Annotated in this window: 18 protein-coding genes; 10 read left to right on the top strand and 8 right to left on the bottom strand. The window is 67.6% G+C overall.

Going from position 1 to position 22,345, the window contains the following annotated elements:
- Positions 1 to 198 precede the first annotated feature (198 nt).
- Genes bamA through lpxB form a run of 6 tightly spaced genes read left to right on the top strand, consistent with a single transcriptional unit; the run spans position 199 to position 7,099 of the window.
- Positions 199 to 2,655, top strand: coding sequence for an outer membrane protein assembly factor BamA (bamA, locus tag H9Q09_RS02575; protein WP_187389750.1), 2,457 nt, complete (start codon positions 199 to 201; stop codon positions 2,653 to 2,655).
- Between the two features lie 42 nt (positions 2,656 to 2,697).
- A complete protein-coding gene (gene lpxD / locus H9Q09_RS02570) occupies positions 2,698 to 3,756 on the top strand; it encodes a UDP-3-O-(3-hydroxymyristoyl)glucosamine N-acyltransferase (RefSeq protein ID WP_187389749.1) in 1,059 nt (352 codons plus the stop codon).
- The gene (gene fabZ, locus H9Q09_RS02565; protein WP_024350605.1) at positions 3,749 to 4,216 is read left to right on the top strand and encodes a 3-hydroxyacyl-ACP dehydratase FabZ; all 468 of its coding nucleotides are present in this window, start codon (positions 3,749 to 3,751) and stop codon (positions 4,214 to 4,216) included. The genes lpxD and fabZ overlap by 8 nt, the downstream gene beginning before the upstream one ends.
- A gap of 2 nt (positions 4,217 to 4,218) precedes the next feature.
- Entirely contained in the window at positions 4,219 to 5,025 is an 807-nt protein-coding gene (gene lpxA / locus H9Q09_RS02560; RefSeq protein ID WP_009209490.1) for an acyl-ACP--UDP-N-acetylglucosamine O-acyltransferase, read from the top strand.
- A gap of 2 nt (positions 5,026 to 5,027) precedes the next feature.
- Positions 5,028 to 5,927 (top strand): UDP-2,3-diacylglucosamine diphosphatase LpxI, encoded by a 900-nt coding sequence (gene lpxI, locus H9Q09_RS02555; protein WP_187389748.1) that lies wholly within the window; start codon positions 5,028 to 5,030, stop codon positions 5,925 to 5,927.
- Positions 5,924 to 7,099 (top strand): lipid-A-disaccharide synthase, encoded by a 1,176-nt coding sequence (gene lpxB / locus H9Q09_RS02550; RefSeq protein WP_187389747.1) that lies wholly within the window; start codon positions 5,924 to 5,926, stop codon positions 7,097 to 7,099. The genes lpxI and lpxB overlap by 4 nt, the downstream gene beginning before the upstream one ends.
- A 50-nt stretch (positions 7,100 to 7,149) precedes the next feature.
- On the opposite strand, the gene gltA is transcribed toward lpxB, so the two are convergent.
- Both gltA and gltX read right to left on the bottom strand, forming a co-directional pair.
- Positions 7,150 to 8,442, bottom strand: coding sequence for a citrate synthase (gltA, locus tag H9Q09_RS02545; protein WP_009209493.1), 1,293 nt, complete (start codon positions 8,440 to 8,442; stop codon positions 7,150 to 7,152).
- A 144-nt stretch (positions 8,443 to 8,586) separates the two neighbouring features.
- On the bottom strand, positions 8,587 to 10,008 hold the full coding sequence (gene gltX, locus H9Q09_RS02540) for a glutamate--tRNA ligase (RefSeq protein ID WP_187389746.1): 1,422 nt from the start codon (positions 10,006 to 10,008) through the stop codon (positions 8,587 to 8,589).
- Between the two features lie 113 nt (positions 10,009 to 10,121).
- Between gltX and H9Q09_RS02535 the strand changes: the two genes are divergently transcribed.
- A complete protein-coding gene (locus H9Q09_RS02535) occupies positions 10,122 to 12,497 on the top strand; it encodes a ComEC/Rec2 family competence protein (RefSeq protein WP_187389745.1) in 2,376 nt (791 codons plus the stop codon).
- A gap of 94 nt (positions 12,498 to 12,591) precedes the next feature.
- Here H9Q09_RS02535 and lexA read toward each other — a convergent pair whose 3' ends face one another.
- The 6 genes from lexA to H9Q09_RS02505 are packed head-to-tail and all read right to left on the bottom strand — an operon-like array spanning position 12,592 to position 18,819.
- The gene (gene lexA / locus H9Q09_RS02530; RefSeq protein ID WP_187389744.1) at positions 12,592 to 13,311 is read right to left on the bottom strand and encodes a transcriptional repressor LexA; all 720 of its coding nucleotides are present in this window, start codon (positions 13,309 to 13,311) and stop codon (positions 12,592 to 12,594) included.
- Positions 13,312 to 13,354: 43 nt separating this feature from the next.
- Positions 13,355 to 14,596 carry a gephyrin-like molybdotransferase Glp gene (gene glp / locus H9Q09_RS02525; RefSeq protein WP_187389743.1) on the bottom strand — a complete coding sequence of 414 codons (1,242 nt, stop codon included), beginning with the start codon at positions 14,594 to 14,596 and terminating at the stop codon, positions 13,355 to 13,357.
- Positions 14,593 to 15,093: a cyclic pyranopterin monophosphate synthase MoaC gene (moaC, locus tag H9Q09_RS02520; protein ID WP_187389742.1), complete on the bottom strand. Its 501-nt coding sequence runs from the start codon at positions 15,091 to 15,093 to the stop codon at positions 14,593 to 14,595. The genes glp and moaC overlap by 4 nt, the downstream gene beginning before the upstream one ends.
- A complete protein-coding gene (trpC, locus tag H9Q09_RS02515; RefSeq protein ID WP_187389741.1) occupies positions 15,090 to 15,905 on the bottom strand; it encodes an indole-3-glycerol phosphate synthase TrpC in 816 nt (271 codons plus the stop codon). The genes moaC and trpC overlap by 4 nt, the downstream gene beginning before the upstream one ends.
- A complete protein-coding gene (trpD, locus tag H9Q09_RS02510; protein WP_187389740.1) occupies positions 15,902 to 16,933 on the bottom strand; it encodes an anthranilate phosphoribosyltransferase in 1,032 nt (343 codons plus the stop codon). The genes trpC and trpD overlap by 4 nt, the downstream gene beginning before the upstream one ends.
- Entirely contained in the window at positions 16,930 to 18,819 is a 1,890-nt protein-coding gene (locus H9Q09_RS02505) for a peptidyl-prolyl cis-trans isomerase (RefSeq protein ID WP_187389739.1), read from the bottom strand. Before H9Q09_RS02505 ends, trpD begins: the two co-directional genes overlap by 4 nt.
- A gap of 182 nt (positions 18,820 to 19,001) precedes the next feature.
- On the opposite strand from H9Q09_RS02505, the gene tpiA reads away from it, so the two are divergent.
- From tpiA to H9Q09_RS02490, 3 genes are all read left to right on the top strand, one after another.
- A complete protein-coding gene (gene tpiA, locus H9Q09_RS02500; protein ID WP_187389738.1) occupies positions 19,002 to 19,757 on the top strand; it encodes a triose-phosphate isomerase in 756 nt (251 codons plus the stop codon).
- 116 nt (positions 19,758 to 19,873) lie between these two features.
- Positions 19,874 to 20,539 (top strand): preprotein translocase subunit SecG, encoded by a 666-nt coding sequence (secG, locus tag H9Q09_RS02495; protein WP_024350617.1) that lies wholly within the window; start codon positions 19,874 to 19,876, stop codon positions 20,537 to 20,539.
- 116 nt (positions 20,540 to 20,655) lie between these two features.
- Entirely contained in the window at positions 20,656 to 22,284 is a 1,629-nt protein-coding gene (locus H9Q09_RS02490) for a CTP synthase (RefSeq protein ID WP_024350618.1), read from the top strand.
- Positions 22,285 to 22,345 lie beyond the last annotated feature (61 nt).

The following is a 22,345-nucleotide window of genomic DNA, read 5'->3' as shown; positions in this document are numbered from 1 at the left end:
CCGCCGGGTCGGGGGACTTGGGGGCTTGCAAACTGTTAACCAAAGCGACGATGTCCGTGACAACGTTGCAACGGCTTTTCCGATTCCTAAAGGGACTCGGGCCAGTTTGCTTGAACGGACTCGGAAAGCCGGTACAAGGCAACGATGCGCATTGCTCCCACTGCGTCTCGATACAATGATGAAAAGGTGGCTGGGCCAATGAGGGCTGGAACGAATATCATGCGCGCGGTCTCCGCTGTCGCGCTTTCCTCGACGGTTCTTGCAGCTGCGACCCTCGGGGCCCAGCTTGCCGCTGTCACGGTCGCCGAGGCGGCTGTCGTCAATCGCATCGACGTTCGCGGCAACAGCCGGGTGGAAGCGGACACGATCCGCGGCTTCATGCAGATCTCGGCCGGACAGAACGTTTCCGAGGCCGATCAGGATCAGGCGGTCCGTCGCCTGTTCTCCACGGGCCTCTTCTCGGACGTGCGCATCAGCCAGTCCGGCGGCACGCTGATCGTGCAGGTCGACGAGAACCAGATCGTCAACCAGGTTCTCTTCCAGGGCAATTCCAAGGTGAAGGACGAGCAGCTCATCGCCGCCGTCCAGACGCAGCCGCGCGCAGCTTATTCGAGCGCGACCACGCAGGCCGACGTCGAAGCCATCCAGGCCGCCTACACCAGCATCGGCCGCAGCGACGCCATCGTCACCGTGCGCACGCAGGAGATCGGCGAGAACCGCGTCAATGTCATCTACGACATCCAGGAAGGCGACCGCACCAAGATCGAGAGCATCAGCTTTGTCGGCAACAACGCCTTCGGCGACAGCCGGCTGAAGCAGGTCATCGCCCTGCGCGAGAGCGGCATCCTGAGCTTCATCCAGCGCAACGATATCTACGATCCGGAGCGCCTGCGCACCGACGAAGAGACGCTGCGCCGCTTCTACTACAACCGCGGCTATGCGGATTTCCGCATCGTGTCGTCGGTGGCCGAGCTCGACGAGAGCCAGAACAGCTATTTCATCACCGTCACCGTCGACGAGGGTGAGCGCTACAGCTTCGGCAACGTGACGATCGACAGCACCGTCGCCGGCGTCGACACCGAGTCGCTCTATGGCGAGATCGAGACCCAGACGGGCGAGGTCTACAGCGCCAAGGACGTCGAGGACACGCTGGTCAATCTGACCAACAGCCTCGCCAATGCCGGCTTCGCCTTCGCGCAGGTCACCCCGCGCGGCGACCGCGATTTCGCCAGCCGCACGATCGCCATCGACTACGTCATCGACCAGGGCCCGCGGGCCTATGTCGAGCGTCTGGAAATCCGCGGCAACACCAAGACCCGCGACTATGTCATTCGCCGCGAGTTCGACGTGTCCGAGGGCGACGCCTTCAACCAGGTGCTGGTGCAGCGCGCCAAGCAGCGCCTCGAGGACCTGAAGTATTTCGAGAAGGTCTCGGTTTCGACCGCGCCCGGCGCCGAGCCGGACCGCGTGATCGTGATCGTCGACGTGGTCGAGAAGGCCACCGGTGAGCTGTCGCTGGGCGGCGGTTACACGACCGGCGGCGAAAGCTCCGGTCCGGTCGCCGAGATCGGCGTCACCGAGCGCAACTTCCTCGGCCGCGGCCAGTTCATCAAGGTCTCCGCAGGCTTCGGTGCCGACACCCGGAACTACAGCCTGTCGTTCACCGAGCCGTATTTCCTCGGTCGGCGTCTGGCTGCAGGTTTCGACGTATATCGCAGCGAGAGCAGCTCGGGCGATTACGACTCCGAGCGCACCGGTGGCGACATCCGTATCGCGGCGCCGATCACCGAGGATCTGACGGCCCAGATCGCCTACAACATCAAGCAGGAAAAGTTCGGCGACGATAACGGCACGACCTACAACCAGTTCACCAATGCGCAGCTGGTCGACGGAAGCGGCAATCTCTTCGAGAGCACCTGCGGCACGCCGAACCCGAACAGCAATATCGTCGATCTGAACGGCAACGCGGCCGTGGCGCCGCCCTATACGGACTCGCCGATCATCAACCAGGCGATCTGCGAAAGCCCGTATCTGACGTCGTCGGTCTCCTACGCGCTGACCTACAACACGCTCGACAACACCAACGATCCGCGCAACGGCTTCTTTATCCAGGCCGGGCAGGAATTCGCCGGTGTCGGCGGCGATGCGAACTTCGTCAAGACGACCGGCAAGGCCAGCTATTTCCACCTCCTGAACGAGGAATACGACGTGATCGGCTCGCTCAATGCGGGCGGCGGCAACGTCACCTCCTTCGGCGGCGACGGCCTGCGGGTGTTCGACAACTTCTTCAAGGGCCAGGACATCGTTCGGGGCTTCGACTACAAGGGCATCGGCCCGCGCCAGAACGGCGTGTCGATCGGCGGCAACAACTATGCCAACGCCTCGGCCGAAGCGACCTTCCCGCTGCCGGGTATCTCGCGTGACCTCGGCTTCCGGGGTGCGGTCTTCGCGGATGCCGGTTCGCTCTGGGGCAGCGAGTACGAGAACGATCCGGGTGTCATCGGCGTCGATGCCTCGCTGCGCGCGTCGGCGGGCGTCGGCCTGATCTGGGCATCGCCCTTCGGTCCGCTGCGGGTGAACTACGCCCATCCGCTGGCCAAGGAAGATTTCGACGAGCTGCAGGAATTCTCCTTCGGATTCTCGTCCCGCTTCTGATCGACAATGTGGGGGCCGGCTTGTCCGGCCCAGACCGTCCCGATGCATGAATTGACTTTCTTCCCGCGCGGCGACGGTCTCACCCTTGCGGAGCTGGCAAGCCTTACGGGCGCCAGCTTGGGCGAGGGGGCCGACCCGGCACTGCGGATCACAGGCGTCGCCGCCCTGTCCGAGGCAGGGCCGCAGGACCTGTCCTTCTTCGACAGCAAGCGCTACAGCGCCGAGCTCGCGGCAACGCGGGCCGGCTGCGTTCTCGTCTCTCCCAAGAATGTCGGGCTCCTGCCCCCGGGCATGCCGGCGCTGGTGACCGCCAGTTCCGCGATCGCCTTTACCGAGGCGGGCAGGGCGCTGTTTCCCGGCGCCGTCCTGCCGACGCCGGCCACCGGGTCGCACGGGGTCTCGCTCAAGGCCGACATTCACCGCGAAGCCAGGCTCGAAGACGGCGTGACGGTGGAAGCCTTCGCGTCGATCGGTCCCGGCGTCGAGATCGGCCGCGGAACGACCGTCGGTGCGGGCGCCGTCATCGGCGCCGGCTGCCGCATCGGCCGCAATTGCCGGATCGGCTCGAACGTGACCGTGACCCATGCGCTGGTCGGCGATCGGGTGATCCTGCACCCCGGCGTGCGGATCGGGCAGGACGGCTTTGGCTACACGGCAGGGCCCGCAGGCCTCGTCAAGGCGGTGCAGATCGGCCGTGTCATCATCCAGGACGATGTCGAGATCGGCGCGAACACGACCGTCGATCGGGGCGGCGTTCGCGACACGGTGATCGGCGAAGGCACCAAAATCGACAACCAGGTCCAGATTGCCCACAATGTGCGGATCGGGCGGCACTGCGTGATCGTTGCGCAGGTCGGCATCTCCGGCAGCACGACACTCGGCGACGGCGTGATGATCGGCGGCCAGACCGGCATCAACGGCCATCTGACGATCGCCGACGGCGCCCAGATCGCGGCCGTGTCGTCGGTCGCCGGCGACGTGCCGAAGGGCGCGCGCTGGGGCGGTACGCCCGCAAAACCCGTTCGGGACTGGTTTCGTGAGCTCATGACGTTATCTGAGCTTGCGCAACGGGGACGTTCTCCAAGGAAGACAGATGAGTGACGACGCGATGGTACTCGAAAGCGCCGATATCCTGGAGATCATGGAGCTTCTACCCCACCGCTATCCGTTCCTGCTGGTCGATCGCATCATCGACATCGACGGGGACCGCAGCGCGATCGGGATCAAGAACGTCACCGCGAACGAGCCGCATTTCCAGGGACATTTCCCGACGGCTCCGGTGATGCCGGGTGTGCTGATTCTCGAGGGCATGGCCCAGACCGCAGGCGCCATCTGCACCCGGGCGACCGGCGGCGGCACGCCGCAGCTCGTCTATCTGATGACCATCGACGGCGCCAAGTTCCGCAAGCCTGTGGTTCCGGGCGACCGGGTCGAATACCACGTGACCCAGTCCAAGAAGCGCGGCAACATCTGGAAGTTCGACTGCGTTGCGCAGGTCGACGGGGTCAAGGTGGCCGAGGCGGTCGTCAGCGCAATGTTGTCGCCCCGCGGCCCGAACTGACCATGGCCGAGACGACCATTCATCCGAGCGCCGTCATCGAGGACGGCGCGGTGATCGGTGACGGCTGCGAGATCGGTCCGTTCTGCCATGTCGGGCCGCAGGTGCAGCTTGGCGCCAACAGCCGCCTGCGCTCGCATGTGGCGCTGTGGGGCAACACGGTGATCGGCGAGAATGCGCAGATCTGGCCGTTCGCCTCGCTCGGCCATGCGCCGCAGCATCTGAAATATCGCGGCGAGGACACAAGGCTGGTGATCGGCCGCGACTGCCTGATCCGCGAACATGTGACGATGAACCCCGGCACCGTGCAGGGGCGCTCCGAGACCACGATCGGCGACAATTGCGCCTTCTTCACCGGTGCCCATGTCGCCCATGACTGCATCGTCGGGCGCAATGTCACGGTGATCAACAACGTCATGCTCGCCGGTCACTGCACGATCGGCGACTATGCCACGATCGCCGGCGGCTCGGGCATTCACCAGTTCACCCGGATCGGCCACCATGCCTATGTCGGCGGCCTAGCGGCGGTCGAGGGGGACGTCATCCCCTTCGGCATGGTGCTGGGCAACCGTGCCTATCTGTCGAGCCTGAATGTCATCGGCATGAAGCGGGCCGGCTTCGATCGCGAAGCGATCCGCAATGTGCGCCGCGCCTACCGGATGCTGTTCTCCTTCGATCTGACGTTCAAGGAGAACATGGACGAGGTGCAGAGCGAGTTCCCCAACGATCCGCTCGTGCAGGATCTCCTCGGGTTCATCCGCTCGGGCGGCGACCGCGCCCTGTGCTTTCCGCGCCATCCCCAGCTAAGCTGACAATGGCCGGACTGGCTCCCGATCGGCCGGGCGACGCTCTCGGTCTGGTGGCGGGGGGCGGATCGCTGCCGCGACTGGTGGCGGAAGCGGCGCGCGCCTCAGGCTGGCGGGTCGTCGTGGTGCGTATCGGCGACGGCATGGCCGACGACTGGGCGGGTTACGAAGGGGGCGCCTATCCCTGGGGCCGTACCGGCGATGCGATCGCCTACATGAAGTCGTGCGGTGTCCTGCGCATGGTGTTCTGCGGCACCGTCAGCCACCGTCCCGATTTCCGCTCGCTCATTCCCAGTTTCCAGACCCTGATCCGGCTGCCGGCGGCGCTGAAGATCGTACGGGGCGGCGACGACCGGTTGTTGCGCGCTCTGTCGCGCTACATGGAGCGCCAGGGCTTCGAGATGCTGGCGGTGCAGGACATCGTTCCGCAGCTCCTGACGCCCGGCGGCACGTTGACCCGTCGCATGCCCGACGCCGACGAAGAACAGGCGCTGGTGCTCGCCGCCCGGGCCGCGGGACGGCTGGGCGAGCTCGATATCGGACAGGCGGTCGTTGCGTCCCGGGACCGGGTGATCGCGCTGGAAGGGATCGAGGGTACGCGCGAGATGCTCCAAAGGGTCGCCGATCTCAAGGTTCGCGGCCGCATCGGACGTTCCGAGCGCTGCGTGCTGGTGAAAAGCGTCAAGCCGACCCAGGACGAGCGCTTCGACCTGCCGAGCATCGGTGGCGCCACCATCGAGGAGGCGGCCGCTGCCGGCATCACGGTGATCGGGGCGACGGCCGGGCGCAGCCTGATCCTCGGGATCGACGACGTGCTCGAGGCCGCCGAAGCCGCGGGCATCGCAATCGTCGGTCTCGGAGAGGATACCGGCATGGCAAACGGCGACGACGGGGGAGACCGGCCATGACGACCATCGCCTTCGTGGTCGGGGAAGCGTCAGGGGACCGGATCGGGGCCGATCTCATCCGCGCTCTTCGTCCGAAACTTGGCGACGGATTGCGGCTGGTGGGGCTCGGCGGCGAGGCGATGCAGGCCGAGGGTCTCGACAGCCTGTTCGACATCGACGAATTGTCGATCATCGGGATCGGCGCGATCTTGGCGCGGCTGCCGCAGCTGATGCGCCGACTGTCTCAGGTGGCCGACGCGGTGATCGCCTCGCGTCCGGATATCCTCGTCATCATCGACAGCCCGACCTTCTCCCACCGGGTGGCGAAGCGGGTGCGCGAGAAACTGCCGGACGTGCCGATCGTCAATTACGTGCCGCCGACGGTCTGGGCCTGGCGCGAGGAGCGGGCACGAAAGATGCGGGCCTATGTGGACCACGCCATCTGTATCCTGCCCTTCGAGCCCGCCACCATGGAACGGCTGGATGGGCCGCCATCGACCTATGTCGGCCATCCGCTGATGCGGGTGCCGGCGCTGGCGCAGATGATCGCCGACCCGGCGCGCACCGCGCCGGAGCGCCCTCCGGCATCGCCTCCGCGTCTCCTGATCCTGCCGGGGTCGCGCCGCGGCGAGATCAACCGGCTGATCGACGATTTTGGCCGTACCTTCGATGTCCTTCGGGAGCGTATGCCGGGCGTCACGGCGGTCATTCCGGCGCTCGAACGGCATCGTGGTCTGATCGAACAGAAGATCGCCGGTTGGGAGGTGAAGCCCGAGATCGTCACCGGCGAGACCGCGAAATGGTCGGCCTTTGCCGAAGCCGACGCGGCGCTGGCGGCCTCCGGCACGGTGTCGCTGGAGCTGGCGTTGGCCGATGTTCCGATGGCGCTGGCCTACCGGCTCGACCCGGTGGCCTACCAGTTCCGGCACCTGATTTCGGCCTGGACGGCGGCAATGCCGAACTTCATCGTCGGCCACGCGCTGGTGCCGGAGCATTTCCACGAATTCGTGCGCCCGGAAATGCTGGCCCGCCGGCTCGAGCGGCTGATGACGCCGACGCCGGAGCGGGCGGCGCAGCGCGCTGGCTTTGCCGACATCCGCGAGATGATGCGGATCGACGTTGCGCCGGGCGAGGCGGCCGCCGCGATCGTCCTCGATTGCATTGCGCGCGGCAGGACTTCCATCCAGACATAGAAACGGGCGCCGCAGCGCCCGTTTTTCTTTGATCTCGAGGCGGCTAAGCCTCAGCCGCGCTCGTCGACGGCGACGTAGTCGCGCATCTCGGCGCCCGTATAGAGCTGGCGGGGACGGCCGATCCGCTGATGCGGGTCCTCGATCATCTCCTTCCACTGGGCGATCCAGCCGACCGTGCGCGCCACGGCGAAGAGCACCGTGAACATGGTGGTCGGGAAGCCGAGCGCCTTCAGGGTGATGCCCGAGTAGAAGTCGACATTCGGGTAGAGCTTCTTCTCGATGAAGTACTCGTCGGTCAGCGCGATGCGCTCGAGCTCCATCGCCACTTCGAGCAGCGGATCGTCCTTGATGCCGAGTTCGTCGAGGACCTCGTGGCAGGTCTGCTGCATGATCTTGGCGCGCGGATCGTAGTTCTTGTAGACCCGGTGGCCGAAGCCCATCAGGCGGAACGGATCGTTCTTGTCCTTGGCCCGCGCAATGAACTCGGGGATGCGGTCCTTGGTGCCGATCTCCATCAGCATGTTGAGCGCAGCCTCGTTCGCGCCGCCATGGGCAGGGCCCCAGAGGCAGGCGATGCCGGCGGCGACGCAGGCAAACGGGTTGGCACCCGAAGAGCCGGCCAGCCGGACCGTCGAGGTCGAGGCGTTCTGCTCGTGATCGGCGTGGAGGATGAAGATCCGGTCCATGGCCCGCGCCAGCACCGGGTTGATCCGGTAGGGTTCGCAGGGCACCGCGAAGCACATGTGCAGGAAGTTCTCGGCATAGGCGAGATCGTTGCGCGGATACACGAAGGGCTGGCCGATATGGTACTTGTAGGCCATCGCCGCGATGGTCGGCATCTTGGCGACCATGCGCAGGCTCGCCACCATCCGCTGGTGCGGATCCGCGATATCCGTCGAGTCGTGGTAGAATGCCGACAGGGCGCCGACCGAGCCGACCATGACGGCCATCGGATGCGCGTCGCGGCGGAAGCCCGTGTAGAACCGGCTCATCTGCTCGTGGACCATGGTGTGCCGGGTCACGCGGTAGACGAAATCGTCCTTCTCGCGGGTCGTCGGCAGTTCGCCGTAGAGCAGCAGGTAGCAGGTCTCCAGGAAATCACCGCGCTCGGCGAGCTGGTCGATCGGGTAGCCGCGATGCAGCAGCACACCCTCGTCGCCGTCGATATAGGTGATCTTGGATTCGCAGGACGCCGTCGAGGAGAAGCCCGGGTCGTAGGTGAAGAGACCGGTCTGCTTGTACAGCGCGGTGACGTCGACGACGTCCGGTCCGATGCTGCCGCTGCGAACGGCCAGATCCGCATCTTTCTGACCCAATGTGAGCTTCGCCGACTGTTCCGTCATGCGTTTTCCCTTCGATGATAGCCGCTCAGGTATCGACCTCTCGCAGCGCACACAGATTGTTCAGATGCCTGACTACTCCAAACCCAGGAGTGCGACAAGTTTCCGATCACGCAATGTGTTGCGCCGCAATAGTCCTGTCCTTGGTCAGGCCGACTGATCGCCCAGCCGCGCCAGCGATTCGTCCCGGCCCAGCACGGCCAGTACATCGAACACGCCCGGGGAGGTGGTGCGGCCGGTCAGGGCCGCCCGCAGGGGCTGTGCCGCCTTGCCCAGCTTCAGGCCGTTCTCCTCGGCATAGGCGCGTACTATGGCCTCCAGCTCCGCCGCAGACCAGTCCGGGGCCGCCTCGAAGCGCTTGGCGAGGGCGCCTACGATTTCGCGGCCGCCATCGTCGAGAATCGCCGCCGCCTTGTCCTCGAAGGACAACGGCCGGTCGGCGAAGAGATAGGCGGTGCTCTCGGTCAGCTCGACGAGGGTCTTGGCGCGCTCTTTCAGCCCGGGCATGGCCGCGGTCAGCTTGGATCGGATTTCGTCGTCGGAGCGGGTCTTCAGGATGCCGCCATTGGGCAGCACGTCCCGCTCGGCCATCAGCATGTCGACCAGATCGGCGTCGTCGCTGCGCCGGATCCAGTGGCCGTTGAGCGCTTCCAGCTTGGCGAAGTCGAAGCGCGCAGCGCCCTTGTTGATCTCGCCGAGATCGAACCATTCGATCATCTCCTCGGTGGAGATGATCTCGGAATCGCCATGGCTCCAGCCGAGCCGCACGAGGTAGTTGCGCAGCGCCACCGGCAGATAGCCCATGGCCTGGTAGGCCTCGATGCCCAGCGCGCCGTGGCGCTTCGACAGCTTGGCGCCGTCCGCGCCATGGATCAGCGGGATGTGCGCCATGACCGGCACGTCCCAGCCCATCGCCTTGTAGATCAGCGTCTGGCGGCCAGCATTGGTCAGGTGGTCGTCACCGCGGATGATGTGGGTGACGCCCATGTCATGGTCGTCGACGACCACGGCCAGCATATAGGTCGGGCTGCCGTCTGAGCGCAGCAGCACCAGATCGTCGAGATCCTTGTTGGGAAAGCGGACGTCACCCTGCACCTTGTCACGGACGATCGTCTCGCCCTCCAGCGGCGCTCGCAGGCGGATCACCGGCTTGACGCCCTCGGGGGCCTCGGACGGGTCGCGGTCGCGCCAGCGGCCGTCATAGCGCGGCGGACGCTTCTCGGCGCGCGCGGTCTCTCGCATCTCTTCCAGTTCGGCCTGGCTGGCGTAGCAGCGATAGGCCTCGCCCTTGGCGAGCATCTCCTCGACCACCTCGCGGTGGCGGTCCGCCCGCTCATACTGCGACACCGGCGGCTCGTCTGCGGTCAGGCCCATCCAGTCGAGCCCGTCGATGATCGCCTGGACCGCCGGCTCGGTCGAGCGGGCGCGGTCGGTGTCCTCGATCCGCAGCAGCATCTTGCCGCCCGTTGCCCTGGCGTAGAGCCAGTTGAACAGCGCCGTGCGCGCGCCACCGATATGCAGGAAGCCCGTCGGCGAGGGGGCAAAGCGGGTCACGACGGCGTCCGTCATGGTCTCTCCGATATTGATACGCTGAGTGTTGGGAGCGATCGGCGTGGATCGCTTTCGCTTGGCGGCTGTGTACCATAGGCGAGGGGAGAGACAAGCCGACGGGACCGGACGGCATGGACAGCGCCAGCGATCGCGACGAACGCGCAGGCGCGGCCTTCGGGCGGCGCGACGCCGTTCGGGCAGCGTTCCGGCGCTGGCGGGCGACGATCGTGCTGCCGCCGCGTAGCCGTTGGCGCCGTCTCGGCCGGGAATGGCTCGCCGACCAGTTTGCCGCCGAGACCCGCGCCCGTACCGGTTTTCTCCTGGTCCCGCTCGGCCTGATGATCGGCGTGGCGCTCGTCCACGGCGCCGGCTGGGCCCCGAATGTCTGGCTGACCGTCCTTGCCGCCATCGCCAGCCTCGGCCTCGCGCTGCGCCGTATGGGACGCCCCGTTCTGCACCCGATGCTGATCCTCGCGGGCTTCACCTTCGTGGGTACCGCCCTTGCGATCGGCGAGATTCAGCGCACCGAAACGACGATCCTGTCCGGCCAGGCGACGGTGCGCATTGCCGGTCCCGTCCTCTCGCGAGAGCGGACGGAGGACGGACGCTATCGCTATGTGATCGCAGTCGCAGAAACCGAGCGGCCAGTCCTGTCGCGACCGCCGGAGCGAGTGCGCATCGTCGTCGGCAGCCGACATGAGCCGATCGCGCCCGGCGGCCTCTATCGCGGCCTCGTCCGGCTCGGGCCGCCGTCCGGTCCGGCATTTCCCGGCAGCTACGACTTTGCCATGGCGCCGTTCTTTGCCGGGATCGGAGCCTATGGTTATTCGCTCGGCGCGCCGGAGGCCGAGCCGACGCCGTCCACGGCAAGCGACGATGGACGCGGTCTTCTGGCCGAACTGCGGCATCTGCAGACGCAGACGCGCCTCGCCCTGACCGAGCGCATCAGCATGGTGATCGGCGGCCGGGAAGGCGCCATCGCCGCGGCCCTCATCACCGGCGAACGCGCCGGTATCCCCGACGATGCCCGCGAATGGCTGCGCGGCACGGGGCTCGCCCACGTCCTGTCGATCTCGGGCCTGCACATGGCGATCGTCGCCGGCTTCGCCATGCTGGCCGTGCGGTCGTCGCTGTCCCTCGTGCCGGCCATCTCGCTGCGCCTGCCGGCGAAGAAGATTGCGGCCTTTGTCGCGCTGGCCGTCGCGGCGATCTATCTGGCGATCTCGGGCGCCAATGTCGCGACCCAGCGATCCTTCGTGATGCTGGCGATCATGCTCGGCGCCGTGCTGATCGACCGCCCCGCCCTGACGCTTCGCAACGTGGCGATCGCTGCCATCGTCGTCATCCTCGTCGCTCCGCATGCGGTGATGACCGCCAGCTTCCAGATGAGCTTTGCGGCGACCGTGGCGCTGATCGGCGGCTATGCGGCCCTGTCGCAATGGCGCGCGGGGCGCGAACGCGGCCGCGAGACGGATAGGGGCGTCGCCGGCAAGATCCTGGTCGCGCTCTCTGCGATCATGGTCACGTCGCTTCTGGCGGGATCGGCAACCGCGCCTTATGCCGCCTATCACTTCCACCGGATGGCGGCCTTCGGCTTCGTCGCCAATCTCCTGACCATGCCGCTCTTCACGCTGTGGATCATGCCGCTGGCGCTGGTGGGAACGCTGCTGATTCCGTTCGGGCTCGACGCCTGGCCGTTCCAGGCGATGGGTGCCGGCCTCTGGCTCGTCCTCGAGATCGCCCGCAACGTCTATGCCTGGCTGCCGGACCAGGCGATCGGACGCATGACCGCATCGGGACTTCTGCTGCTGACGGCGGCGATCCTCACCGCGTCCTGTCTGGCAAGCCGGTTGCGCTGGCTTGGCCTGCCGCTGGCACTCGCCGGATTCGTCGCAGCGCCCGACAGGACGGTCCCACCGGAACTGCTGATCTTCGAGGACGGCAAGGAGGTCGCGACTCTCGCGGCGGAGGGCCAGCTTGCTTTCCTTCGTGCAAGGCCCAGCGGTTTCATCGCGGAACAATGGGAGCGGGCCTTCGAGGCGCGGGCGCCGCGGGGCACGGACACCGAGCGGATCCGTGCGACGATTCCCGCCGAGTGCGCGGCCAAATACTGCCGCTTCACCACGCGCGGCGGCCTGCGGGTGGTCTGGACTGAGGATTATGCCCGCACGGGCGATGCCTGCGACGAGGCGGATGTTGCCATCGTCTCACGGGCGATCCGGCTGACGGAATGCCGATCCGGCGCCTTTCTGGTGACGCTGCGCACGCTGCGGCGGACCGGCTCGCTGGCGATCGGCCGGGAGGCGGCGACAGGCCGGCCCCGCATCGTGCCGGCGGTCAGCGATCCGCCCGAACGCTGGAACGTTCACCGGCTGGCGCCCTGGCCGGAATACTGGCGCAAGCCAGCCGCGCCAGACCCGCCGGTACCCGTCACGCAGCCGGCCTCGGCGACCGTCAGCAATGGGGGCCCGGCCGGTTCAGGCCGAACCGCGACGGTTGGGCCCTGAGCGAGGACGAGCCGGTTTCGGGCCTCAACGCTTCGGGCGCGAGTCGCGAGGACCTATCACCCGTTCTGCACCGACCGCGTTCCGTCCGGAGCGGTCAGTAGCGGCGGATCAGGCCGATCAGCTTGCCCTGGACCTTGACCCGGTCCGAGCCGAAGATCCGGGTTTCATAGGCCGGATTGGCCGCCTCCAGCGCGATGGTGTCGCCGCGACGGCGGAAGCGCTTCAGGGTCGCTTCCTCGTCGTCGACGAGGGCGACCACGATCTCGCCCGGCGTCGCCGTGTCGCCCCGGCGGATGACCACCGTGTCGCCGTCGAGAATGCCGGCCTCGATCATCGAATCGCCCTTCACTTCGAGGGCGTAATGTTCGCCGCTGCCCAGCATGTCCGGCGGAACGACGATGGAATGGGTGTTGTGCTGGATGGCCGAGATCGGCACGCCGGCGGCGATCCGCCCCATGACAGGGATGGCCGTCGAGGCGGACGCCTTGGCCGGCGCCGGTTGCGCCGTGGGGGCGGGCCGGGCGGTATCGCGACTGCCTTCGATGACGCTCGGCTTGAAGCCGGTGCGCCCGACAGGTGCCGGGCGGTTGCCCTGAATCGACTCGGGCAGTTTCAGGATTTCCAGCGCCCGGGCCCGGTTGGGCAGGCGGCGGATGAAGCCCCGCTCCTCGAGCGCGGTGATCAGGCGGTGAATGCCGGACTTGGACCGCAGGTCCAGCGCGTCCTTCATTTCATCGAAGGACGGGGGCACACCAGTCTCGCGCACCCGATCGTTCACGAAGACCAGAAGATCGTGCTGCTTGCGCGTCAGCATCCGGGCGACTCCTCAAAACAAAACCTGAACAAACCTATCTGTTCTAGTTGTGTTCCGCAAGTGGCTCCAGCGCCGTCAGGGGGACGTAATCGCAGGGATCGCCTGCTTCGGCCGGTGCGGCGCGGACCGGGCGCACGAGCAGGGCATCGGCCGCAGCATAGATCGACAGCAGCGAGGAATCCTGGCGCGACAACGGCACGATACGGGGTGGGCCGGCGCCATCCGGTTCGATCCGGGCGCGGACGAAATCCGTGCGGTCGCCATTGTCCGACATCGGCGCGGCGAGAACGCCCCGGCGGTACAGCGGACGCGCGGGACGGCCCGCGAGGCGCCGGACCAGCGGTGCCAGGAAGAGGGTGGCGGCGACCATGGAGGAGGCGGGGTTGCCGGGCAGGCCGACGACCCGCATGTCGCCCAGCCTGCCGGCCATCAGCGGCTTGCCGGGGCGCATGGCCACTTTCCAGAAGTCGAGGGAGACGCCATGGGCGGCGAAGACCTTGCCGACGAGATCGTGGTCGCCGACCGAGGCGCCGCCGATGGTGACGAAGATATCGGCGCCGTCGGCGATCGCCTGCGTCAGCTGGGCATCGATGGCCGCTTCCCGGTCGGGCGCGATCCCGCAATTCAGCGGCAGGCCGCCGGCCTCGCGCACCAGCGCAGCGACGCCGAAGGTGTTGGAGGCGACGATCTGCGAGGGGCCGATGGGTTCGCCGGGCAGGACGAGCTCGTCACCGGTCGCCAGGATCGCCACGCGGGGCCGGCCGCGTACCGGGATCGACGGATGGCCGCCGCTGGCGGCCAGCGCGATGGCGCCCGGGGTGAGCACGGTGCCGGCGGTGAGAAGCGGCGTGCCGGCTGCGAAGTCGATTCCCGCCGGGCGGATGTGCTGGCCGACGACGACCGGCGCCGTCGCCGTGACGGTGCCGTCCCGCCGGTCGGCGTTCTCCTGGATCAGGATGGCGTCGGCGCCGGCCGGGACCGGCGCTCCGGTGGAGATGCGGATGGTCTCGCCTGGCTGCAGCGTGCCGTCATAGGCATGGCCGGCGGCCGATTCGCCGACGAGCCGCAGGGAGGGGAAGGGCGCTTTGTCGCCAAGGTCGGCGGCGCGGACCGCGTAGCCGTCCATGGCGGAGGCGTCGAAGGCCGGCTGGGTGCGCCGCGAGGCGAGGTCCGCGGCCAGAATGCGGCCCGACGCGTCGCGCAGGGGCAGCGTCTCGGTTCGGTCGAGGGGGCGGGCGTCCTCGACGAGGAGACGATAGGCCTCCTCGACGGGGATGAGACTCACGACGCGGCGTCCGCCGACCAGTCGCCGGAGCGGCCGCCGGATTTCGCCAGGAGGCGGATGCCGCTGATGGTCATGGTGCGGTCGACCGCCTTGGCCATGTCGTAGATGGTGAGGCAGGCGACCGAGACGGCCGTCAGCGCCTCCATCTCGACGCCGGTCTTGCCGCCGACCCGCGCCGTCGCGGTGACCCGCAGGCCGGGCAGCGCAGGCTCGGCGGTGATCTCGACACCGATCTTCTCCAGCATCAGCGGATGGCAGAGCGGGATCAGGTCGTGGGTCTTCTTGGCGCCCATGATGCCGGCAATGCGGGCAATGCCAATGACGTCGCCCTTCTTGGCCTCGCCGGCCAGGATCAGGTCGAGCGTCGCCGGCTCCATCATCACGAAGCCTTCGGCCTCAGCGACGCGGCGCGTGCGCTCCTTGTCGCCGACATCGACCATGGACGCGGCGCCGGTGGCGTCGAGATGCGTCAGCGTGGCGTCGCGCGGATCGCTCATGCGGGCACCGTGATGGCAGGATCGCCGCCGATCAGCGCCCGCGTCGCGGCCTCGACGTCCTCCTGACGCATCAGGCTCTCGCCGACGAGGAAAGTGCGGATGCCGTGCCCGGCGAGACGCTGGCAATCGGCATGGGTGAAGATGCCGCTTTCGCCGACCAGGACGCGATCGTCGGGCACGAGGGCGGCCAGCCGCTCCGCGGTGTCCAGCGAGGTCTCGAAGGTGCGCAGATTGCGGTTGTTGATGCCCAGCAGCGGCGAGGCGAGGGCAAGCGCCCGCTCGGTCTCGGCCTCGTCATGCACCTCGACCAGCACGTCCAGGCCATAGGCGACGGCCGCGGCTTCGAGGTCGCGGGCAAGGGCGTCGTCGACCGCGGCCATGATGATGAGGATCGCGTCGGCGCCCCAGGCGCGGGCCTCGGCCACCTGATAGGTGTCGTAGAGAAAATCCTTGCGCAGCGCGGGCAGGCTCGTCGCCGCGCGCGCCGCCGTCAGGAAGGACGGATCGCCCTGGAAGGACGGCGTGTCGGTGAGAACGCTGAGACAGGCGGCGCCGCCGCGCTCATAAGCGGCTGCGAGGGCGGGCGGGTCGAAATCCTCGCGGATCAGGCCCTTGGACGGGCTCGCCTTCTTCACTTCGGCGATGAGCGCAAACTCGCCGGCGCGATGGCGCGCGCCAAGCGCCGCCGCAAAGCCGCGCGGCGGCTCGACGGACGCGAACTGGCCTTCGAGATCGGCCTGCGAGATCCGCTGCTTGGCGGCGGCGATCTCCTCGCGCTTGTAGGCTTCGATCCTCTGCAGGATGTCGCTCATTTGGTTTCCCCCGCAATCGCCTGGGTGACCGCGGCCAGCCGCTCCAGCGCGGCGCGGGCGCGGCCGCTGTCGATGGCGTCGGCCGCCTTGGCGATGCCCTCGCGTAGATCGGCCGAATGGCCCGACATGACCAGTGCGCCGGCCGCGTTCAGGAGGACGATCTCGCGATAGGCGTTGTCGGCTCCGTCGAGAACGGCGCGCAACGCCGTAGCATTGGTCGCGGCGTCGCCACCCTTGATGTCGGCCAGCGGCCAGCGGCGCAGACCGACATCCTCCGGCTCGATGGCGAACTGGCGGATCTCGCCATTCTCCAGCGCCGCGACTTCGGTCGTGCCGCAGACCGTCATCTCGTCGAGACCGTCGCCATGGACGAGCCAGGCGGATTCGGTGCCGAGCGCGCGCAGCGTCTCGGCCATCGGCACCAGCCATTCACGCGAGAACGAGCCCAGAAGCAGCTTGCCGACGCCGGCCGGGTTGGACATCGGTCCGAGCAGGTTGAAGATCGTGCGGGTGCCGAGCTCGACGCGGCTCGGGCCCACGAACCGCATGGCGGCGTGGTGGGTCGGCGCGAACATGAAGCAGATGCCGGCGTCCGCGAGGGCCCGCGAAATGGCATCGGGCTTCAGGTCGACATTGACGCCGAGCGCCATCAGGACATCGGCCGCGCCGGATTTGGACGACAGGGCACGGTTGCCGTGCTTGGCGACGACGAGGCCGCAGCCGGCCAGAACGAAGGCGGAGCAGGTGGAGACGTTCAGGGTGCCGGCGTGATCGCCGCCGGTGCCGACGATGTCGACGGCCTCCGCCGGCGCCTCGACCCGCAGCATGTTGGCGCGCATGACGTCCACCGCGCCGGCCATCTCGTCGACGGTCTCGCCGCGCACGCGCAGCGCCATCAGGAAGCCGCCGATCTGCGACGGCGTCGCTTCGCCGGACATCATGACCGAAAAGGCCTCGCCGGCCTCGGCGCGGTCCAGCGTCTCGCCCGCCGCGACCTTGGCGATGAAGGGTTTCAGGCTCTGGCTCAACGGATCAGCGCCTTTGCCCGCTCGATGCCCGCCGGGTGAACGGCGATGGCGGTGTCGTTCTGGAGCAGCGACACGTAGGTCTCCAGAATGTCGTTCTCCAGCATGCCGGTCATCTGGCCGCGCTCGTTGGCGGCGACGTTGGCCGCAGGGTCTGCCGGCGGCGCAACCTCGACGACGCGCAGGACGATCTGCGAGCCGGCCTCGCGACCGGCCGCCGTGGCGACCGTTCCTGTTCCGCCGGAGAACGCCGCGTTGACGCCGGCCTGGCCGAGTTCCGACACGCCGGACTGGCGCGAGATCGCCGCTGCCGTGCGGGCTTCGGCGCCGACCGCGGCCGCCGCATCGGCCATGCTCTGGCCGGCCTGCAGCTCGGTCTTCATCTGCTCGGCGCGCTCGGCGAGCTGCCGGTCCGTCTCGGCGGCCTTCCAGTCGGCCAGTACCCGGTCGCGCACCTCGTCGAGGGTACGGTCGCGGGCCGGATCGATGCTGATCACGTCATAGAAGACGTAGCCGTTGGACTGGAAGTTGATCGGCACATTGTCGAGGCCGGGCTCGGTCTCGAAGACGCCGGGCAGGAATTCCTGCGCCGACGGCTGTTCGGCGACGGGCTGGCCGTCCGGGCCGTTGCCCTCGCGGTCGACGGCCGGGATCGTCTGCACCGTCAGGCCGGCGCTCTGCGCCGCTTCGGCGAAGGTCGCGCCGCCGGCGCGGGCATCCTCGAAGGCGTTGTAGGCGCTGTTGGCCGTATCGCTGGCCGCCACGAGTGCCAGTGCCGAGCGAATCTCGTCGGAGACCTCTTCCAGCGTCTGCACGGTTTCCGGCTGGATTTCGGTGACCTGCAGAAGCACCGGACCGAAGGCGCCGCTGACCACGTCCGACACCTCGCCTTCGGCGAGTGAGAAGGCCGCCTCGGCGACCGTCGCATCGGGAATCTGCGAACGGGTGACGAGGCCGAGATCGATATCGGCCGGGCTGCGACCGGCATCCCGCGCGACGTCGGCAAAGCTCGTGCCCGCCTCGAGCTTGGCCTTGGCGGCTTGCGCAGCGGCCTCATCGGGGAAGGCGATCTGCTGCACCCGGCGCTGCTCGGCGGTGGTGTAGCGCTCCCTGTACTGCTCGTAATCCGCCGCGACCGCCTCGTCGGTGATCGTCGTCGGGTCGGCCATCGCCTCGGGCGTCAGGACGGCGTAGGCCACCGAGCGATATTCCGGCGCGGCATAGGTCTCGCTGTTTTCCTGGAAATAAGTGGCCAGAACCTCGTCGGACGGGTCGGCGACCGGGGGAATCGTGGCGGGCGTCAGCGTCACATATTCGATCGTGCGCCGCTCGCCATTGTAGAGGCCGAGCGCCGTGGAGAAGGCGTCGGGAATGGCGATGCCTTCCGAGACCGCGTCGACGATCTGGCTGCGCACCGCCTGGTTCTCCTGGCCGCGAATGTAGTCGGCCTCGCTGATCCGGGCGTTGTAGAGCGCATTCTGGAACTGGGCGCGGGAGAAATTGCCCGAGGCATCCTGGAAGGTCGGGTCCTCGGCGATCACCTGGGCGAGTCGGTCCTGCGACAGGCCGAGATCGATGCGGCGGCCCTGTTCGTCGAGCACGGCACCGGCGACGAGCTGGCTGATGACCGACTGGCCGATGCCGAACATCTCGGCTTCCTCGGCGGTGGGCCGGCGGCCGATCTGCTGGGCGAGGCGGGATTGAGCCCGGTTGTAGGCCAGCGCATAGTCCTGCAGCGACACTTCGGTCTCGCCGGCGGTCAGCACGGCATTCGCCACCCCGCCGCGAAAGACGTCGCCGATGCCCCAGACGGCAAAGCTGAGCACGAGAAGGCCGAGCAGGATCTTGGCCGTCCAGCCGGAAATGCTGCCGCGGAGCGTGTTGAGCATGATGGTCTCCCGTTCGCCCGACAAGGATCGCCGCGCGCGAGGCGATCCTGGGCATTCTGTTCCGTGCCTTTTAGGAAACCGGGCCCATCGGACGCAAGCGACCCGCACGATTGATTTACGCCCTTCGATGCGTAAGGTCCGCGCCGGGCCCTGGGCGCCTGACAAAGAGCTGAGGAAACACGATGGCACCGACGCCGCTGATTGCCGGAAACTGGAAGATGAACGGGCTCCTGAAGGAGCTGGGTGAGCTGCAGACGCTGGCCGAAGCCGCCGGCGCCGGCCTCAACCAGGGCCGCGACATCCTGATCTGCCCGCCGGCCACGATGCTGTCGGCGAGCTTTGGCATTCTCGGCCACCATGTCGCCGTGGGCGGCCAGGATTGCCATCCGGCCGAAAGCGGCGCCCATACCGGCGACATTTCCGCTGCGATGCTGAAGGATGTCGGTGCGCGCTACGTGATCGTCGGCCATTCCGAGCGCCGCGCCGATCATGGCGAGAGCGACGAACTGGTCCGCGCCAAGGCCGAGGCGGCGATGGCCGCCGGCCTGATCGCGGTGATCTGCATCGGCGAGACCGAGGCGGAACGCGATGCCGACGCAACGACGGACGTCCTGGCGCGGCAACTGGCCGGCTCGCTGCCGGACGACATGGACGGTGACCGGGTCGTTGTTGCCTATGAGCCGGTCTGGGCGATCGGCACCGGCAAGACGCCCACGGCGGACGACGTGCGGCACATCCACGACTTCATCCGCAGGACGCTGGTCGAGCGTTTCGGCGAGGCCGGAAACGGGGTTCGCATCCTCTACGGCGGGTCGGTGAAACCGGGCAATGCGGCGGAACTCCTGGCAATCGATAATGTCGATGGAGCCCTTGTCGGCGGGGCCAGCTTGAAGGCGTCGGACTTCATCGCGATATGTCAGGCGTCGCCGACAGCCTGACCGGAACGACACGGGCCGCGCGCCCAATCGCCCGCAAATGCCGAATACGGTTGGAAAGCGGGCGTCGCTTCTGTAGAAGGCGCGCAATTATCGAATAGACGCGTTGCGAAAGTTCCATGGAAACCATTCTCATCATCATCCACTTGATGATCGTCGTGACGCTCGTCGTCGTCGTTCTGTTGCAGCGCTCCGAAGGCGGTGCGCTCGGCATCGGTGGCGGTGGCGGCGGCATGATGTCGGCCCGCGGTGCCGCCAATGCGCTGACGCGCACGACCGGCATCCTGGCAGCGGCGTTCTTCGTCACCTCGCTCTCGCTCGGCATCCTGGCGCGCTACGGCGCCCAGCCGACCGACATTCTGGACCGCCTGCCGGTCAATCAGAGCGGCCAGAGTGCGCCGGCTGGTGATGGCAGCGATCAGGGTGGTAGCCTGCTGGATCAGCTGGGCGGATTGCCCGAGCAGCCGCAGGCGCCCGCTGGCGGCGCCGCGACGGAAACGGCACCTGTCGCCGCCGACGCACCGAGCGCGGCTCCGTCGCTGCCCGACGAGGCACCGGCAGCCCCGACCGGCGAGACCACCGCAGCTCCGGCGCAGCCGGCACCGGCGGCTGAGGAAGCTCCTGCACCGGCGACCGAGGCAGCACCTGTCGAGGAAATTCCTGCCAATCCGGCCGAGGATGCACCGGGCGTCGAAGACGCGCCGACCGTGCCGCCCGTCGAGGAGCCGGCCGCAGGCACGACACGTCCGTCCGACGAGCCGGCGACGCCGCAGAACGGCCAGTAGCGCTTCGTTCGCCCATTGAACGTCATCGGCGGGGCACCTTCGGGTGCCCCGCTGGTTTTTCGCATGTGTAAAAAGTGACTGGCGGAATCATCTCCGCCGCGATATCGGGAAGGCCCATGGCGCGATATATCTTCATCACCGGCGGCGTGGTCTCTTCTCTCGGCAAGGGCATTGCATCGGCCGCACTCGGTGCACTCCTGCAGGCACGCGGTTATCGCGTGCGGCTGCGGAAGCTCGACCCCTATCTCAACGTCGATCCGGGCACGATGAGCCCGACGCAGCACGGCGAGGTGTTCGTCACCGACGACGGCGCCGAGACCGATCTGGATCTCGGCCATTACGAGCGCTTCACCGGCCGCTCGGCCAACCGGATGGACAACATCACCACCGGGCGGATCTACCAGGAGATCATCGCCAAGGAGCGCCGCGGCGATTATCTCGGCGCGACGGTCCAGGTCATCCCGCACGTCACCGACGCCATCAAGGAATTCGTTCTCGACGGGAACGAGGATTTCGATTTCGTTCTCTGCGAGATCGGCGGCACGGTCGGCGACATCGAGGCGCTGCCGTTCTTCGAGGCGATCCGCCAGCTCGGCAACGACCTGCCGCGGGGCGGCGCGATCTACGTCCATCTGACGCTGATGCCGTACATTCCGACGGCCGGCGAGCTGAAGACCAAGCCCACCCAGCATTCGGTGCGCGAACTGCGCGCCATCGGCATCCAGCCGGACATCCTGCTGGTGCGCGCCGACCGGCAGGTGCCGGCGGAAGAGCGTCGCAAGATGAGCCTGTTCTGCAATGTGCGGGAAACGGCGGTCATCCAGGCGCTGGACGTCGCGACGATCTACGATGTGCCGATCGCCTATCACCATGAGGGTCTCGACACCGAAGTGCTGGCCGCCTTCGGCATCGACCCGGCGCCCAAGCCGCAGCTGCAGCTCTGGCACCAGGTGACGGACGGCATTCGCCATCCCGAGGGCGAGGTGACCATCGCCATCGTCGGCAAATATACCGGCCTCAAGGACGCCTACAAATCGCTGATCGAGGCGCTGCAGCATGGCGGCATCGCCAACAAGGTGCGCGTCAAGCTCGACTGGATCGAATCGGAGGTCTTCGAGCAAGAGGATCCGACGCCGTATCTGGAGCGGGTGAACGGCATTCTGGTGCCCGGCGGCTTCGGCGAGCGCGGCTCGGAAGGCAAGATCCTCGCGGCCAAGTTCGCCCGTGAGCGCAACGTGCCGTATTTCGGCATCTGCTTCGGCATGCAGATGGCGGTGATCGAGGCGGCCCGTTCGCTGGCCGGCATCCAGAACGCCGGCTCGACCGAATTCGGTGATCCCGAGGAAGCCGTCGTCGGCCTGATGACCGAATGGCTGAAAGGCAACGAGCTGGAGCAGCGCGCCAAGAAGGGCGACCTCGGCGGCACCATGCGTCTCGGCGCCTATGCGGCGAGCCTCAAGGAAGGCTCGAAGATCGCCGAGATCTATGGCGATACGACCATCGAGGAACGGCATCGCCACCGCTACGAGGTCAACCGCGCCTATCGCGAGCCGCTGGAAGCCGTCGGCATGAGCTTCGCCGGCATGTCGCCGGACGGCCTTCTGCCGGAGACGGTCGAACTGGCCGACCATCCGTGGTTCATCGGCGTGCAGTACCATCCGGAGCTGAAGTCGCGCCCGTTCGAGCCGCATCCGCTGTTCGCCAGCTTCATCGCCGCCGCCGTCGAGCGTTCGCGGCTGGTCTAGGCGTCTGCAGCCGTGCCGGCCCGGTGCGGCTGCGTCCCCGTGACAAGCAAGCCGCCCTTGG

Origin of the sequence: Aurantimonas sp. DM33-3, from assembly GCF_014334315.1 — a bacterium.
Taxonomy (GTDB): Bacteria; Pseudomonadota; Alphaproteobacteria; order Rhizobiales; family Rhizobiaceae; genus Aurantimonas; species Aurantimonas coralicida.
The sequence above is the reverse complement of the archived record's forward strand: the minus strand, read 5'-3'. Positions and strand labels throughout refer to the sequence as shown.

Coding starts and splice junctions, on each gene's coding strand:
- secG (WP_024350617.1), top strand. CDS start 19,874: ATGGAAACCATTCTCATCATCATCCACTTGATGATCGTCGTGACGCTC.
- lpxB (WP_187389747.1), top strand. CDS start 5,924: ATGACGACCATCGCCTTCGTGGTCGGGGAAGCGTCAGGGGACCGGATC.
- lpxI (WP_187389748.1), top strand. CDS start 5,028: ATGGCCGGACTGGCTCCCGATCGGCCGGGCGACGCTCTCGGTCTGGTG.
- gltA (WP_009209493.1), bottom strand. CDS start 8,442: ATGACGGAACAGTCGGCGAAGCTCACATTGGGTCAGAAAGATGCGGAT.
- lpxA (WP_009209490.1), top strand. CDS start 4,219: ATGGCCGAGACGACCATTCATCCGAGCGCCGTCATCGAGGACGGCGCG.
- lexA (WP_187389744.1), bottom strand. CDS start 13,311: ATGCTGACGCGCAAGCAGCACGATCTTCTGGTCTTCGTGAACGATCGG.
- tpiA (WP_187389738.1), top strand. CDS start 19,002: ATGGCACCGACGCCGCTGATTGCCGGAAACTGGAAGATGAACGGGCTC.
- lpxD (WP_187389749.1), top strand. CDS start 2,698: ATGCATGAATTGACTTTCTTCCCGCGCGGCGACGGTCTCACCCTTGCG.
- H9Q09_RS02535 (WP_187389745.1), top strand. CDS start 10,122: ATGGACAGCGCCAGCGATCGCGACGAACGCGCAGGCGCGGCCTTCGGG.
- H9Q09_RS02505 (WP_187389739.1), bottom strand. CDS start 18,819: ATGCTCAACACGCTCCGCGGCAGCATTTCCGGCTGGACGGCCAAGATC.
- H9Q09_RS02490 (WP_024350618.1), top strand. CDS start 20,656: ATGGCGCGATATATCTTCATCACCGGCGGCGTGGTCTCTTCTCTCGGC.
- trpC (WP_187389741.1), bottom strand. CDS start 15,905: ATGAGCGACATCCTGCAGAGGATCGAAGCCTACAAGCGCGAGGAGATC.
- moaC (WP_187389742.1), bottom strand. CDS start 15,093: ATGAGCGATCCGCGCGACGCCACGCTGACGCATCTCGACGCCACCGGC.
- fabZ (WP_024350605.1), top strand. CDS start 3,749: ATGAGTGACGACGCGATGGTACTCGAAAGCGCCGATATCCTGGAGATC.
- gltX (WP_187389746.1), bottom strand. CDS start 10,008: ATGACGGACGCCGTCGTGACCCGCTTTGCCCCCTCGCCGACGGGCTTC.
- bamA (WP_187389750.1), top strand. CDS start 199: ATGAGGGCTGGAACGAATATCATGCGCGCGGTCTCCGCTGTCGCGCTT.